The following is a 13,783-nucleotide window of genomic DNA, read 5'->3' on the forward strand; positions in this document are numbered from 1 at the left end:
GCCGGGTGTTCGGTCGGACCGGCCCGGGGGCGTTCCCGTGTGCGGGCCGGTGGCCGGTGGTCAGCCGTTGCCGCGGATGCGCAGGGCGCGGGCGAGGTCGTCGAGCTGGTCGACGAGTTGGCGGCGCAGCAGCGGGATGATGTCGGTGTCGTCCAGGCAGGCGCGGCCGGCGCGGAGGTTGGCCTCGTCGACGGCGTGCGAGGGGAAGGCCCACCGGCCGACGGCCTGGCCGATGGCGGGTCCGCGGCGGGCGCCGAGGGCGACGGCCTCGGGGTAGTAGCGCGGCACGTAGTCCTGTACGAGTTCGGCCTGTTCGGGCTGCCAGAAGCCGGAGGCGGTGGCCTTGAAGAGGTAGTTGGACAGGGTGTCGTCGTGGAACATGCGTTGCCAGGCGGCGGCCTTGGCCTCGGGGGTGGGGAGCGCGGCGCGGCAGCGGGCGGCGCCCTCTTCCCCGGTGGCGCTGGGGTCGTCGGCGAGGGCGGTGTCGATGTCGGCTTCGGTGACGGCGCCGAGGACGGCGAGTCGGGCGAGGATGCGCCAGCGCAGTTCGGGGTCGAGTTCGGGTCCGCCGGGGACGGTGCCGTCGGCGAGCCAGCCGGCGAGGGTGTCGGGCTGGGTGGCGCTGTCGATGTGGACGCGGACGGCGGCGAGGCGCAGGCCGGGGTCGGAGCCGTCCTCGGTGCGGCGCATCAGGGCGCGGGCGACGGTGGTGAGGGTGTTGAGGGCGGCGGTGCGGCGGCCGGGGGCGACGTAGTGGGCGGCGACGCGGTTGCGGGCGAAGCCGAGGACGCCCTGGACGATCGCGAGGTCGTTCTCCTCGGGGAGGTGGGCGTGCGCGGTCTCCAGGTAGGACTCGGGTTCCAGTTCGCCGTCGCGGACCATGTCGCGCAGGGAGTTCCAGACGACGGCGCGGGTGAGCGGGCCGGGGATGCGGGACAGGCCGCGCAGGGCGGTTTCCTCGGAGACGGCGTCGAAGCGGATCTTGACGTAGCCGAGGTCCTGGTCGTTGAGGAGGATCAGGTCGGGTCGCCGGCCGCTCGCGGAGACGACTTCGGTGCTGGGGACGTCCAGGTCGAGGTGTTCGCGCAGTTCCAGGTCGCCGGTGGGGTCGCGGTCGTAGAGGCCGACGGTGATGTGGTGGGGGCGGCTGCCGTGGTGGTCGACGGTGAGGGTCCAGCCGGCGTCGCCGTCCTCGACGCGCGGGGTGAGGGTGTCGACGCCGGTGGTGCGCAGCCAGGTGTCGGCCCAGGTGTGGACGTCGCGTTCGGTGTGGGCGGCGAGGGAGTCCACGAAGTCGGCGAGGGAGGCGTTGGCGAACTTGTGGCGCGCGAAGTGGGTGTTGATGCCGGCGAGGAAGTCCTTCTCGCCGAGCCAGGCGACGAGTTGGCGCAGGGCCGAGGCGCCCTTGGCGTAGGAGATGCCGTCGAAGTTGAGGAGGGCGGAGGCGGTGTCGGGGACGTCCTCGGGGGCGGGGGCGACGGGGTGGGTGGAGGGGCGTTGGTCGGCTTCGTAGCCCCAGGGTTTGCGCTCCATGCCGAACTCGGTCCAGGTCTGGGTGTAGCCGGTGGCTTCGACGAGGGTCTGGTAGCCCATGTACTCGGCGAAGGACTCGTTGAGCCAGATGTCGTCGAACCAGTGGAGGGTGACGAGGTCGCCGAACCACATGTGGGCCATCTCGTGGGCGATGACCATGGCGCGGCCCTGGCGTTCGGTGTCGGTGACGGCCGAGCGGAAGATGAACTCGTCGCGGAAGGTGACCAGGCCGGGGTTCTCCATGGCGCCGGCGTTGAACTCGGGGACGAACGCCTGGTCGTAGGAGTCGAACGGGTAGGGCTCGGCGAACTTCTCGTGGTAGCGGTCGAAGCAGGCGGTGGTGACGGAGAGGATCTCGTCGGCGTCGGCGTCGAGGTGGGGTGCGAGGGACTGCCGGCAGTGGAGGGCGAACGGCAGGCCGGCGTGGTCGGTGCGGACGGTGTGCCAGGGTCCGCCGGCAATCGCGGCGAGGTAGGTGGAGATCGCGGGGGTGGGGGCGGAGGTCCAGGTGCCGGCGCCGTCCTCGGGCCGGTCGGCGCCGCGGGTGGTGATGCCGTTGGCGAGGACGGTCCAGTGGGCGGGGGCGGTGACGGTGAAGGCGAAGACGGCCTTCAGGTCGGGTTGGTCGAAGGCGGCGAAGACCCGCTGGACGTCGTCCAGGAACATCTGGGAGTAGACGTACGTCTCGCCGTCCGCGGGGTCGGTGAAGCGGTGCAGGCCCTCGCCGGTGCGGGAGTAGTTCATGCGGGCGTCGACGCGCAGCTCGTGGGGGCCCGGGGCGAGCCCGGTGAGCGGGAGGCGGTTGTCGGTGAGGCCGGCGGGGTCGACGGGCCGGCCGTCGAGTTCGACGGAGCGCAGTTCGTCCGGTTTCAGCTCGACGAAGGTGTCACCGGCGGCGCGGGCCGTGAACCGGATGACGGTGGTGGAGGTGAAGGTCTCGTCACCGGTGGTGAGGTCGAGGGTGACGTCGTAGTGGTGGACGTCGAGGAGCCGGGCTCGGAGCTGCGCTTCGTTGCGCGTCAATGCGGACATGGGGCCCATGCTGCCCGATGGGTCGGGCGGGCCCCCAGGGGCCTACTCCTCGCCGGCTGCGATCGTCTCGTGGTGGCGGATGACCTCGGCGATGATGAAGTTGAGGAGTTTCTCCGCGAAGGCCGGATCGAGTTTGGCGTTCTCGGCGAGCTGGCGCAGGCGGGCGATCTGGCTGGCCTCGCGGCCGGGGTCGGCGGGGGGCAGCTGGTGGCGGGCCTTGAGGTGGCCGACCTGCTGGGTGCACTTGAAGCGCTCGGCGAGCATGTGGACCACGGCCGCGTCGATGTTGTCGATGCTGTCGCGCAGGCGGGACAGTTCGGCGGTGACGTTCTCGTGGGCCTCGTCGGTGTCGCTGTGGTTCATGGTTCCCGAGAATACGTGGCGGACGCGACGGGTTCCTCGCCACCTCGACCGGTGAGACGGCCGGCGGGGTCGGGGCGGGGCCCGGCGGGCACGGGACGGCCCGAAAGGGCCGGCCTACAGGGCCTGGAGGGGCAGGGTGGCGGTGACGAGCCAGCCGCCCGTCGGGGCGGGGCCGGCGGTGAGGGAGCCGCCGAGGGCCTCGGCGCGTTCGGTCATTCCGGCGAGGCCGTAGCCGCCGCCCCGGGCGTTCTCGGAGAGTCGGGCGGGCCGGCCGCCGTCGTCCTCGACGCGTACTTCGAGGCCGGCGGGGACGGTGCGCAGGGCGATGTGGACGGCGGTGGCCGTCGCCGCGTGTTTGCCGATGTTGGTGAGGGCTTCGAGGACGATGCGGTGCGCGGTGGCGGCCACGTCCGCGGGGAGTCGGGCCTCCAGGCCTTCTTCGATGCGGAGGGTGACGGGCGGGCCGGTGACGGCGAAGCGTTCGGTGAGCGCGCGCAGGTCCGCGAGGCCGGCGACGGGGGTGGTTCCGGCGGAGGTGTCGCCGCCGCCGGTCTCGTCCTCGCGGAGGATCTTGACGAGGCGGCGCATGGAGCCGAGGGCCTCGTCGCCGGCGGTCTCGATGCGGCCGAGGATCTCGGCGGCGCGGTCGGCGGTGACTCCGGTGAAGCGGGCGGCGCGGGCCTCGACGACGATGCCGGTGACGTGGTGGGCGACGAGGTCGTGGAGTTCGCGGGCGAGCTCCAGGCGTTCGGCGGTGCGGACGGCTCGCAGTTCGCGGACGCGTTGGACGGACTGGAGGCGCAGGAGCAGGGAGTACGCGCCGACGACGACGGCGAGGACGGAGAAGAGCAGGGTGAACCGGCCTGGGTCGGTGTCGCGTACGGGGACGGCCATGCAGCCGAGGCCGAGGAGGGGGCCGAGGACGGCGGCGGTGCGGGCGGGGGCGCGGAGCAGGACCTGGGAGAGCAGGACGAGCAGGGCGATGGCCTCGCCGGCGCCCCAGACGACGAGGGGATGGTTGCCGAAGATCAGCAGGAGGGTGACGGTCCAGGTGGTGGCGGCGGCGAACCAGGCGCGGGCGAGCAGGGGGATGCGGGGCCAGGGCGCGGCGCTGAGGCAGACGAGGATCCCGGACACCCACACGGCGGCGTGCGGGGCGCTGGGCTGACGGGCCAGGACGAGGCCCTCGAAGGTGACGAGGCCGAGGAGGAGCAGCGAGAGGGTGACGCGGAGCAGCCGGGCGGCGCGGGGGTGGCGGCGGGTCCAGGAGGCGAGGGGACTCATCGCGGCGGACGCGGCCGGTCGAGCCGGGGGCCGGGGCCCGCACCGGGCCCCGCCTCGGGACCCACACCGCACCCCGCCCCGGGACTCGCGCCGCGCCGGACGGCAGGCCTCACGCCGCGCCGGCGGCGAGGCCGCTTTCCCAGGCCCACGCGGCGATCTCGACGCGGTTGCGGGCGTCGAGTTTGGTCTGGACGTTGGCCAGGTGGGTCTTGACGGTGGACAGTGAGACGAAGAGTTCGCCGGCGATCTCGGCGTTGGTCTGGCCGCGGGCGAGGCAGCGCACGACGTCGACCTCGCGTTCGGTGAGGGGTTCCGAGGGGCGGCGGGCGGCTCGGGCGGGCGGGGCGTGGGCCATTTCGCGGAGCAGCCGCACGGTGATGGCGGGCGAGACCAGGGAGTCGCCGACGGCGGCGGCGCGGACCGCTTCAACCAGCATGGCCGGGCTCGCGTCCTTCAGGAGGAAGCCGGACGCTCCGCCGCGGAGCGCCGCGTGGACGTATTCGTCGAGGTCGAAGGTGGTGACGATGACGATGCGTGGGGTGTCCTGGCCGGCGAGGCGTCGGGTGACTTCGAGGCCGTCGAGCCGGGGCATGCGGATGTCGAGGAGCAGGACGTCGGGTCGGTGGGCGGCGACGGCCGCGAGGGCCTCCTCGCCGTCGACGACGTCCGCGACGACCTCGATGTCGGGTTGGCTTTCGAGGATCATCCGGAAGCCGGTCCTGACCATTTCCTGGTCGTCCGCGATGACCACTCTGATCGTCATGCGTTGCCTGCCCCACTGTCGCCCGCTGCCGATGGTGTCGTCCCGGAGGGATTCGTTCCATGGGACCGGTGCGCGTGGCGTCCCGCAACCGCTCGGCGGGCCGTCGGGAGGGTGCCGCGGGACCGGCACGGCGGTGTGCCGGTCCCGCGATGGTTCGTTCGACGTTACGTGCGCGTGGGGTGGGGCGCCTCGTCCTTCCGGCCGTTTCCCCGCAGCTCGGTTCGGCCGGAAGGACGAGGGTGGGTCAGAGGGTCGCCGCGGCGTTCTTGATGGCCGTGGCGAAGGTGGAGACCTCGGAGTAGACGCCGGGGTAGTTCGGGCGGGCGCAGCCCTCGCCCCAGCTGACGATGCCGACCTGGATCCAGGCGTTGGCGGCGTCGCGGCGGAACATGGGGCCGCCGGAGTCGCCCTGACAGGTGTCGACGCCGCCCTGGGGCAGGCCGGCGCAGATCTCCTCGCCGGGGACGAGGTCGCTGCCGTAGGCGTTCTGGCAGGAGGCGTCGGAGACGAAGGGGACGGTGGCCTTCATGAGGTAGCGCTGCTGGCCGCCGCCCTCGCGGGTGGCGCCCCAGCCGGCGACGGTGAAGGTGCCGTTGTCGTAGGTCTTGGTCTCGGCGATCTTGAGGGTGGGCAGGTTGATGGGCTTGGCGAGTTTGATGAGTGCCCAGTCCTTGCCCTTGCCGTTGTAGCCGGGGGCCTGGAGCACCTTGGTGGACTTGACCTTGACGGCACTGGAGCTGTTGAGGTCGACGACGCCGGCGGTGGCGGTGATGGAGGTGTTGTTGCCGGAGCCGTTCACGCAGTGGGCGGCGGTGAGGACGATCTGCTGGGTGTACAGGGCGCCGCCGCAGCCCATGGAGAGGCGGACCATGAACGGGAACTCACCCTGGGCGGCGCGGGTTCCGCCGACGACGGGCGCCTGGGAGGCGGTGGCGGAGCCGGGCTGGAGGCTGACGGCGGCCAGGGCGACGGCGCCGACGGCGAGGGCGCGCTTGAGGGTCGTGGCAAGGGTGGACACAGTCGACACACTGCCTTTCGTGGGGGGTTGGGCCGTGCGCGTCATCGGGTGAATGACAAGTCCATGACACATCCCCCGTATGGCCGGCATCAAGAACGCGTTTTCGGACAACTTTCGGCGCGGGGGCCCGCATGACGCAGAACCACGGGCGCGGCAGCCCGATCGAGCACGGTTTTCCGCACTTGGACACGGTTCACCGCGCTCTGACGGCCCTCTTCCGTCGCCTGTCGTACGACGGGATCCGCGCCTACGACGCCGGCCTCCCCGCCGCCGACGCGGCCTTCTCCCCCGACGACGACCCCCACCTAGGGGCGCAGCGCGTGGCCCGCGCGATGGTGCGCGCGCTGCGGCTGCCCGACGCCCGGCTGGTGATCGGCTACCGGGCGATGACGGAGGCGGCCACCGTGGAACTCGGCCCGGGCCCCGAGTACTTCATCGAGGTCAACGAGCGCTTCCGCACCCACCGCCGGGACCTCGCGGCGGCGCTCGCCCACGAGGTCGCCCACGTCCTGCTGCACCGCCTGGACCTGCGGTTTCCCACCACCGAGGACAACGAGATCCTCACCGACACCACCGCCGCCTACCTGGGCGCCGGCTGGCTGCTCCTCGACGCCTACCGCGAGGACGAGTTGACGCACCAGAAGCTCGGCTACCTCACCCCGGAGGAGTTCGGCTACGTCCTCGCCAAGCGCGGCGAGCTGATCGGCGAGGACCTCTCCACCCGGTTCACCAGCCCCCGGGCGTACGAGGCGTACGCGCGCGGTCGCGCCCTCGCGGCCCGGGACCACCGCCGCGCCCCGCTGGCGGCCGCCTCCTGGCCGGAACGCCTGCGTTACGCGCGCGACCGCCGGACCGGATCCGCCGCGCCGGGCGCCTCGTACCGCTTCGAGCGGCACGCGGACGGGCAACGGGTGAGCTTCCCGTGCCCGGTCTGCCGGCAGTGGCTTCGGCTGCCGGTCGGCGGGCCCGTCCGGGCCCGCTGCGGGCTGTGCCACACGGTCCTGGAGTGCGACACCTGAACCGACTCCCTCACCCGGCGCCGACGCTCCCGACTCCGGTCCGGAACCCCGCGCCGGCGGTCTCGGAACAGGTTGGGACAACATCATGGGCCGACTGCGGTTCAGCGGGTGGATGTAGCGGGTAGTCATACTCCATCGCACGAGAGAAGCTCCGGATCCGACCCCTCGCCAGGGGGCCGGGCCCGGAGCTTCTTTCTCTGTGCGCGGACCCTCCCGACCAGCCGGCCCGCGCGTACGGCTGTGCGCCTACAGGGCCCCGACGAAGGCGGCGAAGGCGGCGAAGGCGGCGAAGGCGGCGCGGCCGACGGTGAAGACGGGGCCGTCGGGGTTCTTGGAGTCCCGCACGGCGACCATGCAGGGCTGGGAGGCGACCTCTACGCAATCGCCGCCACCGTTACCGCTGTACGAGGCCTTGTGCCAGGCGGCGGCGCCGAGGGGAGCGCACTCGACGCAGTCGCCGCCGGTGCCTCCGCTGGACGAGGCCTTGCGCCAGACGGTGGTGCCGAGGGGGGCGCACTCGACGCAGTCGCCGCCGCTGGAGCCGCTGTACGACGACTTACGCCACCGCGCGCCCGTCAGGTTCTGGATGGTTCCCATAACGTTCCTCCATTACGCGAGCGATCAGCGCGGCCGACGCCCGGGGAGAGAGGGCCTCGGCTTGCAGCCGAGCGTATCCGACCGAACGCTCTTTGATCACTTGCGGATTGGCGGTCATATGGCCGGAGTCGTAGCTCTCGCTGTAGTGGATGTCCGGGTCGTCATCGAAGCGTAGGAGGTTGAACGAGCCCATCATTCCCGCGTGCTGGCCGGCCTTGAACGGCAGGATCTGAATCTCCAGCCACGGCCGGCCCTGCAGTCCGAGCAGATAGGCGAGTTGCCTCCGCATGACCTCATGGCCTCCGATCTCCCGGAAGAGGGCGGCCTCGTCGAGCACCACCCACAGCACGGGCGGATGGTCGCGAGCCAGGATGCGTTGCCGATCCATGCGGGCAGCCACGGTCGTGTCGAGCTTGTCGGGGTTCTCGACTCCGAGCACCGCCCGCGCGTACTCCTCGGTCTGGAGGAGCCCGTACACCAACTGCGACTGGTACGTGGAGATGTACGCCGCCTTGGCCTCCATGTCGGCGTACGCCTGGAACCACGTCGGCAACTGGCTCCTCAGCACCAGCCCCACCAGCCGGGAGAACACCCCGCCCGTCACCAGCGCCGCGTCCACCCGGTCCGAGAACTCGCGGGTCGGTACCTTCCGCGCCGTCTCGATCTGTCCGACAAGGGAGCCCGCGCAGAAGATGATGTCGCCGAGCTGCGCCTGTTTCAGCCCGGCGTCCTCCCTCAGGCGGCGCAGTTCGGAGCCGTAGTAGTCCAGCGGCGATGCGCTGGGATCGAGGTTGCGGATGTTGACCACGGGCGGTCACCCCCATGCTCGCGGCGCCGTGCGGCGTTCGGTCGGGTCCAGTCCGTGGCCGAGCGTAACCAGGCCTGCGCACGGAGGTGGCCCGAATCCCTCGACTCCCCTCCCTTCGAGGGAAGCCGAGGGAAGCTGAGGGAGGGGACGCGCTCGCCGCCCCGAACTACCGCGCCCCGTACACCGGCTGCGGTGCCTCCGCCGCCGCCAGGAGCTTCGTCGCCGCCTCCCCCGCCTCCGCCGGGGTCCAGCGCTCGCCGCGCTCCGCCGTCGGGCCCGGCCGCCAGCCCTCCATCACCGTGATCCGGCCGCCCTCGGCCTCGAAGACCCGGCCGCTCACCCCGGCCGAGGCGTCCGAGCCCAGCCACACCACCAGCGGCGACACGTTCTCCGGGGCCATCGCGTCGAACTCCCCGGCCGCCGGCGCCGCCATGGTCCGCGCGAAGGTCTCCTCCGTCATCCGGGTGCGGGCCGCCGGGGCGACGGCGTTGACCTGGACCCCGTACCGGCCCATCTCCTCCGCCGCGACCAGCGTCAGGCCGAGGATCCCGGCCTTGGCCGCGCTGTAGTTGCCCTGCCCCACCGATCCGAGCAGTCCCGCGCCCGAGGAGGTGTTGACCACCCGCGCCGCGACGGGCCGGCCCGCCTTCGCCTGCGCCCGCCAGTGCGCGGCGGCGTGCTTGAGGGGCAGGAAGTGCCCCTTCAGGTGCACGCGCATCACCGCGTCCCAGTCGTCCTCGTCCAGGTTGACCAGCATCCGGTCCCGCAGGAAACCGGCGTTGTTGACGAGGGTGTCCAGCCGCCCGAAGCCGGCGACGGCGTCCGCGACCAGCGAGGCCGCGCCGCGCGCGGTGGCGATGTCCCCGCCGTGCGCCAGCGCCTCCCCGCCCAGCGCGCGGATCTCCTCGACGACCCGCGCCGCCGGACCGTCCGGGCCGGGCAGCCCGTCGAGGCCGACCCCCAGGTCGTTGACGACGACCTTCGCCCCTTCCGCCGCGAAGGCCAGCGCGTGGGCGCGGCCCAGCCCTCGACCCGCGCCCGTCACGATGACCACACGTCCTTCGGCAAGTCCCATGTCAGTTCTCCTTGTTGACAGTCGCCGCGTCCAGGAAGGCCGGGCGTTCGCCGCCTCCGTGCACGAGCAGGCTCGCGCCGCTCACGTATCCGGCCCGGTCTCCGGCGAGGAACACCGCCGCCTCGCCCACGTCGCCCGGGTCGGCCAGTCGCCCCAGCGGCACGGTCGCGCCGACCGCGGCGATCCCGGCCTCGTCCCCGTAGTGCAGGTGCGACAGTTCGGTGCGCACCATGCCGAGGACCAGCGAGTTGACCCGTACCTCGGGCGCCCACTCCACGGCCATCGACCGGGCCAGGTTCTCCAGTCCCGCCTTGGCCGCGCCGTAGGCGGCCGTGCCGGGTGAGGGGCGGGTGCCGCTGACGCTGCCGATCATCACGACCGAGCCGTGCGAGTCCCGCAGCCACGGGTACGCAGCGAGTGAGGCGGTCAGGGGGGCCACCAGGTTCAGTTCGACGACCCGTGCGTGCCGTTCGGCGTCGCCCTCCCCCAGCAGCCGGTACGGGGTGCCGCCCGCGTTGTTCACCAGGCAGTCGAGCCGCCCGTATCGGTGCGCCGCCGCCGCGAAGAACTCCGTCACGGCGGCCGGGTCGCGCAGGTCGAGCGGCGTGAAGGCGGCCGTGCGGCCCGCCGCGGCCACCGGTTCGTCCGGTGGGCGGCGGGCGCAGACGAGGACCTCCGCGCCGGCCGCGAGGAACGATCGCGCGATGCCGGCGCCGACGCCCCGGGTTCCGCCGGTGACGACGACGACCCTCCCGTTGAGCTCCATCGGCTGCTACCTTCCTCACCTAACAAATGTTTGGTGGAAAGGTAGCTGATCCGCTCATGGGTGTCTCCACCTCCGGCCCCGACAAGGGCATCGCACTCGTCACAGTCGACTTCCCGCCCGTCAACGCACTGCCCGTACACGGCTGGTACGAGCTGGCCGACGCACTGCGCGCCGCCGGCCGCGACCCCGACGTCCGGTGCGTCGTACTCGCCGCCGAGGGCCGGGGCTTCAACGCGGGCGTGGACATCAAGGAGATGCAGCGCGACACCGGCCACGACGCCCTCATCGGCGCCAACCGGGGCTGCTACGAGGCGTTCGCCGCCGTGTACGACTGCGAGGTCCCCGTCGTCGCCGCCGTGAACGGCTTCTGCCTGGGCGGCGGGATCGGCCTGGTCGGCAACGCCGACGCGATCGTCGCCTCCGACGACGCCGTCTTCGGGCTGCCGGAACTGGACCGGGGCGCGCTCGGCGCGGCCACGCACCTGGCCCGCCTCGTCCCCCAACACCTGATGCGCACCTTGTACTACACCTCGCGGACCGTGAGCGCCGCCGAACTGCACGCGCACGGTTCGGTGTGGAAGGTGGTCCCGCCCGCCGGGCTGCGGGCGGCGGCACTGGAACTCGCCGCCGAGATCGCCCGCAAGGACGGCCTGCTGATCCGGCTGGCCAAGTCCGCCATCAACGGCATCGACCCCGTGGACGTGCGACGCAGCTACCGCTTCGAGCAGGGCTTCACCTTCGAGGCCAATCTCAGCGGGGTGGCCGACCGGGTCCGCGACACCTTCGGAAAGGCGGACGAGGCATGAGCGGCACTTCGGCGTCGGACAAGGTGATGTCCCCTGAGGAAGTGGTCGGCCGGCTGCGCAGCGGCATGACCGTCGGCATCGGCGGCTGGGGCTCGCGGCGCAAGCCCATGGCCCTGGTGCGGGCACTGCTCCGATCCGAGATCACCGATCTCACCGTGGTCTCGTACGGCGGCCCCGACGTCGGCCTGCTGGCCGCCGCGGGCCGGATCCGCCGGCTCGTCACCCCCTTCGTGACCCTCGACTCGATCCCGCTGGAGCCGCACTACCGGGCCGCCCGAGAACGCGGCGCCTTCGCCCTCGCCGAGCTCGACGAGGCCATGTTCATGTGGGGACTGCACGCCGCCGCCAACCGGCTGCCCTTCCTGCCCGTCCGCGCCGGCCTCGGCTCCGACCTCATGCGGGTCAACCCGAACCTGCGGACCGTCACCTCCCCCTACGAGGACGGCGAGGAGTTCGTCGCCGTCCCCGCGCTGCGCATGGACGCCGCGCTCGTGCACCTCAACCGCGCCGACCGCCTCGGCAACGCCCAGTACCTGGGCCCCGACCCGTACTTCGACGACCTGTTCTGCGAGGCCGCGGACGCCGCGTACGTCTCCTGCGAGCGGCTCGTCGAAACCGCCGAGCTGTCCAAGGCCGGTCCGCCGCAGTCCCTGCTGGTCAGCCGGCATTCCGTCACCGGGGTGGTGGAGACCCCGAACGGCGCGCACTTCACCTCCTGCGTGCCCGACCACGACCGCGACGAGCCCTTCCAGAAGCTGTACGCGAGCACCCCCTGGCCCGAGTTCGCCGCCCGGTTCCTGTCCGGCGCGAGCGAGCACGACTACCAGTCCGCCGTGCGGACCTGGCACGAGGAGCAGCAGTGAGCACAGAGCCGGAGCCGGCGGCCACCGCGGGCGTCAGTCGCGCCGAGTACTGCGTGATCGCCTGCGCCGAGGCCTGGCGGGGCGACGGCGAGGTGCTCGCCTCACCGATGGGGCTGATCCCGTCCTTCGGGGCCCGTCTCGCGAAGCGGACCTTCTCCCCCGACCTGCTGTTGACCGACGGCGAGGCCACGCTGGTCGGGCTCGACGGGACGCCCGAGGGCTGGCTGCCGTACCGCCGTCACCTCACGATGGTCACCGGCGGCCGGCGGCACGTGATGATGGGCGCGAGCCAGATCGACCGGTACGGCAACCAGAACATCTCCTGTATCGGGGACTGGGAGCAGCCGACCCGCCAGCTCCTGGGGGTGCGCGGCGCGCCCGTCAACACCCTCAACAATCCGGTGAGTTACTGGATCCCCAAGCATTCCCGCCGGGTGTTCGTGGAGCGGGTCGACATGGTCTGCGGCGTCGGCTACGACCGCGCGGAGGCGGCCGGGGCGACCCGCTTCCACCGCCTGCCGCGCGTGGTCAGCGATCTCGGGGTCTTCGACTTCACCGGCCCCGGCCACGCCATGCGCCTGGTGTCCGTGCATCCGGGCGTGAGCGTCGAGCAGGTCCGGGAGGCCACCGGTTTCGAGCTGACGATCGCCGACGAGGTCCCGTACACCCGGGAGCCGACGCCGGAGGAACTGCGGCTGATCCGCGAGGTCGTCGACCCCGAGGGGCTGCGCGACCGGGAAGTGCGGGCCTGACGGATGGAGACGGCATTCACCAGGCTGGTCGGGGTCCGCCATCCGATCGTGCAGACGGGCATGGGCTGGGTGGCCGGACCCCGACTGGTGTCGGCGGCGGCGAACGCGGGGGCGCTGGGGATCCTGGCCTCGGCGACGATGACGACCGGGCAGTTGCGTGCGGCGATCCACGAGGTGAAGTCCCGTACGGACGCCCCGTTCGGGGTCAATCTGCGCGCGGACGCCGGGGACGCGGCCGAGCGGGTGCGGCTGATCGTCGACGAGGGGGTCCGGGTCGCGTCGTTCGCCCTCGCCCCGTCGAAGGAGCTGATCGCCCGGCTCAAGGACGCGGGCGTGGTCGTCGTCCCCTCGATCGGGGCCCGGCGGCACGCCGAGAAGGTCGCCGCCTGGGGCGCCGACGCGGTGATCGTGCAGGGCGGCGAGGGCGGCGGGCACACCGGGGACGTGGCCACGACGGTGCTGCTGCCGCAGGTGGTGGACGCGGTGGACATCCCGGTGATCGCGGCGGGCGGGTTCCACGACGGTCGCGGGCTGGTCGCCGCGCTGTCGTACGGGGCGGCGGGCATCGCCATGGGCACCCGCTTCCTGTTGACCTCGGACTCCACCGTCCCGGACGCCGTCAAGGCCGAGTACCTGAAGGCCACGGTCAAGGACGTCACCGTCACCACCGCCGTCGACGGGCTGCCGCACCGGATGCTCCGCAGCGAGCTGGTCGCCTCCCTGGAGCGGGCGGGCCGCGCGCGGGCCCTCGCCAAGGCGGTGCGGCACGCGGCCGGCTTCCGGAAGCTGTCGGGGATGTCCTGGTCGCGGATGGTGCGCGACGGCCTGGCGATGAAACACGGCAAGGACCTGTCCTGGAGCCAGGTCCTGCTCGCCGCGAACACCCCCATGCTCCTCAAGGCGTCCATGGTCGAGGGCCGTACGGACCTCGGCGTCATGGCATCGGGCCAGGTCGCGGGCGTGATCGAGGACCTTCCGTCGTGTGCGGAACTCGTCGCCCGGGTCATGGCCGAGGCCCACACCGTGCTGGACCGACTGCACGACCTCAACCCCCCGCACTCGCTCGGCGTCCTGCCACCCGCAGGGTGATCCCCCTTCTCCGTT

The 13,783-nt window shown here is 72.4% G+C and carries 14 protein-coding genes; 5 read left to right on the plus strand and 9 right to left on the minus strand.

What is annotated here, in order from left to right:
• Nucleotides 1-60: 60 nt before the first annotated feature.
• The 5 genes from pepN to OHA84_RS10860 form a co-directional block, all read right to left on the minus strand.
• A complete protein-coding gene (pepN, locus tag OHA84_RS10840) occupies nucleotides 61-2,574 on the minus strand; it encodes an aminopeptidase N (protein ID WP_266972000.1) in 2,514 nt (837 codons plus the stop codon).
• A gap of 33 nt (nucleotides 2,575-2,607) precedes the next feature.
• Nucleotides 2,608-2,928 (minus strand): chorismate mutase, encoded by a 321-nt coding sequence (locus OHA84_RS10845; RefSeq protein ID WP_266946961.1) that lies wholly within the window; start codon nucleotides 2,926-2,928, stop codon nucleotides 2,608-2,610.
• Nucleotides 2,929-3,042: 114 nt separating this feature from the next.
• Nucleotides 3,043-4,212 (minus strand): sensor histidine kinase, encoded by a 1,170-nt coding sequence (locus OHA84_RS10850; RefSeq protein ID WP_266946963.1) that lies wholly within the window; start codon nucleotides 4,210-4,212, stop codon nucleotides 3,043-3,045.
• A gap of 109 nt (nucleotides 4,213-4,321) precedes the next feature.
• Complete coding sequence (locus OHA84_RS10855; RefSeq protein WP_053680089.1) at nucleotides 4,322-4,975, minus strand: response regulator transcription factor; 654 nt, start codon at nucleotides 4,973-4,975, stop codon at nucleotides 4,322-4,324.
• A 244-nt stretch (nucleotides 4,976-5,219) separates the two neighbouring features.
• Nucleotides 5,220-6,038 (minus strand): serine protease, encoded by an 819-nt coding sequence (locus tag OHA84_RS10860; RefSeq protein WP_371591352.1) that lies wholly within the window; start codon nucleotides 6,036-6,038, stop codon nucleotides 5,220-5,222.
• Between the two features lie 86 nt (nucleotides 6,039-6,124).
• Here OHA84_RS10860 and OHA84_RS10865 point away from each other — a divergent pair, with 86 nt between their 5' ends.
• Entirely contained in the window at nucleotides 6,125-7,012 is an 888-nt protein-coding gene (locus OHA84_RS10865) for a hypothetical protein (RefSeq protein ID WP_266971999.1), read from the plus strand.
• 246 nt (nucleotides 7,013-7,258) lie between these two features.
• On the opposite strand, the gene OHA84_RS10870 is transcribed toward OHA84_RS10865, so the two are convergent.
• From OHA84_RS10870 to OHA84_RS10885, 4 genes are all read right to left on the minus strand, one after another.
• Nucleotides 7,259-7,609, minus strand: a complete 351-nt coding sequence (locus tag OHA84_RS10870; protein WP_266971998.1) for a DUF397 domain-containing protein — start codon at nucleotides 7,607-7,609, stop codon at nucleotides 7,259-7,261.
• Nucleotides 7,569-8,417, minus strand: a complete 849-nt coding sequence (locus OHA84_RS10875; RefSeq protein ID WP_266971997.1) for a helix-turn-helix transcriptional regulator — start codon at nucleotides 8,415-8,417, stop codon at nucleotides 7,569-7,571. Before OHA84_RS10875 ends, OHA84_RS10870 begins: the two co-directional genes overlap by 41 nt.
• 166 nt (nucleotides 8,418-8,583) lie before the next feature.
• On the minus strand, nucleotides 8,584-9,492 hold the full coding sequence (locus OHA84_RS10880; RefSeq protein ID WP_266971996.1) for an SDR family oxidoreductase: 909 nt from the start codon (nucleotides 9,490-9,492) through the stop codon (nucleotides 8,584-8,586).
• A 1-nt stretch (nucleotide 9,493) separates the two neighbouring features.
• Nucleotides 9,494-10,258 (minus strand): SDR family oxidoreductase, encoded by a 765-nt coding sequence (locus tag OHA84_RS10885; protein WP_266971995.1) that lies wholly within the window; start codon nucleotides 10,256-10,258, stop codon nucleotides 9,494-9,496.
• A 56-nt stretch (nucleotides 10,259-10,314) separates the two neighbouring features.
• Between OHA84_RS10885 and OHA84_RS10890 the strand changes: the two genes are divergently transcribed.
• Genes OHA84_RS10890 through OHA84_RS10905 form a run of 4 tightly spaced genes read left to right on the plus strand, consistent with a single transcriptional unit; the run spans nucleotide 10,315 to nucleotide 13,768 of the window.
• On the plus strand, nucleotides 10,315-11,064 hold the full coding sequence (locus OHA84_RS10890; protein ID WP_053680074.1) for an enoyl-CoA hydratase family protein: 750 nt from the start codon (nucleotides 10,315-10,317) through the stop codon (nucleotides 11,062-11,064).
• Nucleotides 11,061-11,927, plus strand: coding sequence for a CoA transferase subunit A (locus OHA84_RS10895; protein ID WP_053680072.1), 867 nt, complete (start codon nucleotides 11,061-11,063; stop codon nucleotides 11,925-11,927). The genes OHA84_RS10890 and OHA84_RS10895 overlap by 4 nt, the downstream gene beginning before the upstream one ends.
• Nucleotides 11,924-12,679 carry a CoA-transferase subunit beta gene (locus OHA84_RS10900; protein ID WP_266971994.1) on the plus strand — a complete coding sequence of 252 codons (756 nt, stop codon included), beginning with the start codon at nucleotides 11,924-11,926 and terminating at the stop codon, nucleotides 12,677-12,679. Before OHA84_RS10895 ends, OHA84_RS10900 begins: the two co-directional genes overlap by 4 nt.
• A 3-nt stretch (nucleotides 12,680-12,682) precedes the next feature.
• Complete coding sequence (locus OHA84_RS10905) at nucleotides 12,683-13,768, plus strand: nitronate monooxygenase family protein (protein WP_053680071.1); 1,086 nt, start codon at nucleotides 12,683-12,685, stop codon at nucleotides 13,766-13,768.
• Nucleotides 13,769-13,783: the final 15 nt, after the last annotated feature.

This window comes from Streptomyces sp. NBC_00513, assembly GCF_041431415.1.
Classification (GTDB): Bacteria; Actinomycetota; Actinomycetes; order Streptomycetales; family Streptomycetaceae; genus Streptomyces.

Excerpts from the sequence above, each read along its gene's own strand:
- pepN (WP_266972000.1), bottom strand. The coding sequence starts at position 2,574 with ATGGGCCCCATGTCCGCATTGACGCGCAACGAAGCGCAGCTCCGAGCC.
- OHA84_RS10845 (WP_266946961.1), bottom strand. The coding sequence starts at position 2,928 with ATGAACCACAGCGACACCGACGAGGCCCACGAGAACGTCACCGCCGAA.
- OHA84_RS10850 (WP_266946963.1), bottom strand. The coding sequence starts at position 4,212 with ATGAGTCCCCTCGCCTCCTGGACCCGCCGCCACCCCCGCGCCGCCCGG.
- OHA84_RS10855 (WP_053680089.1), bottom strand. The coding sequence starts at position 4,975 with ATGACGATCAGAGTGGTCATCGCGGACGACCAGGAAATGGTCAGGACC.
- OHA84_RS10860 (WP_371591352.1), bottom strand. The coding sequence starts at position 6,038 with ATGACGCGCACGGCCCAACCCCCCACGAAAGGCAGTGTGTCGACTGTG.
- OHA84_RS10865 (WP_266971999.1), top strand. The coding sequence starts at position 6,125 with ATGACGCAGAACCACGGGCGCGGCAGCCCGATCGAGCACGGTTTTCCG.
- OHA84_RS10870 (WP_266971998.1), bottom strand. The coding sequence starts at position 7,609 with ATGGGAACCATCCAGAACCTGACGGGCGCGCGGTGGCGTAAGTCGTCG.
- OHA84_RS10880 (WP_266971996.1), bottom strand. The coding sequence starts at position 9,492 with ATGGGACTTGCCGAAGGACGTGTGGTCATCGTGACGGGCGCGGGTCGA.
- OHA84_RS10885 (WP_266971995.1), bottom strand. The coding sequence starts at position 10,258 with ATGGAGCTCAACGGGAGGGTCGTCGTCGTCACCGGCGGAACCCGGGGC.
- OHA84_RS10890 (WP_053680074.1), top strand. The coding sequence starts at position 10,315 with ATGGGTGTCTCCACCTCCGGCCCCGACAAGGGCATCGCACTCGTCACA.
- OHA84_RS10895 (WP_053680072.1), top strand. The coding sequence starts at position 11,061 with ATGAGCGGCACTTCGGCGTCGGACAAGGTGATGTCCCCTGAGGAAGTG.
- OHA84_RS10905 (WP_053680071.1), top strand. The coding sequence starts at position 12,683 with ATGGAGACGGCATTCACCAGGCTGGTCGGGGTCCGCCATCCGATCGTG.